At 59.9% G+C, this 619-nt stretch carries 1 protein-coding gene; it reads left to right on the forward strand.

Annotation, left to right across the window (positions count from 1 at the left end; genetic code table 11):
- Nucleotides 1-125 precede the first annotated feature (125 nt).
- Nucleotides 126-619, forward strand: a 494-nt coding sequence (gene ribB, locus EN925_RS38670; RefSeq protein ID WP_128337499.1) for a 3,4-dihydroxy-2-butanone-4-phosphate synthase, incomplete at its 3' end; no start/stop codon positions are given.

A 619-nucleotide genomic window follows, 5' to 3' on the forward strand; every position in this document is an offset into this window, starting at 1 on the left:
GAATAGGGGAATAGGGGAATAGGGGAATATGTTGCGCTCTTAGCCCGGCCGGCCAAATCTTTTTGCTTTTCCCTACTCCCTTACTGCCCTACTCCCTTATTCCCCTGCGAGCAAAGCGAGCACTTATGCCTTACGACCAGAAGAAAATCGTCGAAGCCCTGCGTGCTTTCGAACGCGGCGAGATCGTCGTCGTCATGGATGATGACGGGCGCGAGAACGAGGGCGACCTGATCGTCGCCGCTGTCCACTGCACGCCCGAAAAGATGGCGTTCATCGTTCGCCACACCTCCGGCATCGTCTGTACGCCGATGCCGCGCGAAGAAGCCAAGCGGCTGAACCTTGCCCCCATGGTCGCCGACAACGATTCCGCCCACACCACCGCTTTCACCGTCAGTGTCGATTTCAAGCATGGCACCACGACCGGCATCTCGGCCGAAGATCGCACTTTGACCGTTCGCAATCTTGCCAACGGCAATGTCGGTGGCTCGGATTTCGTCCGGCCCGGCCACATCTTTCCGCTGATTGCGCGCGAAGGCGGCGTGCTGATGCGCTCAGGCCATACCGAAGCAGCGGTCGATCTGTGCAAGCTCGCCGGCCTGCCGCCGGTCGGTGTCATTTC

This window comes from Mesorhizobium sp. M7A.F.Ca.US.006.04.2.1, from assembly GCF_004022915.1.
Lineage (GTDB): Bacteria > Pseudomonadota > Alphaproteobacteria > Rhizobiales > Rhizobiaceae > Mesorhizobium > Mesorhizobium ciceri.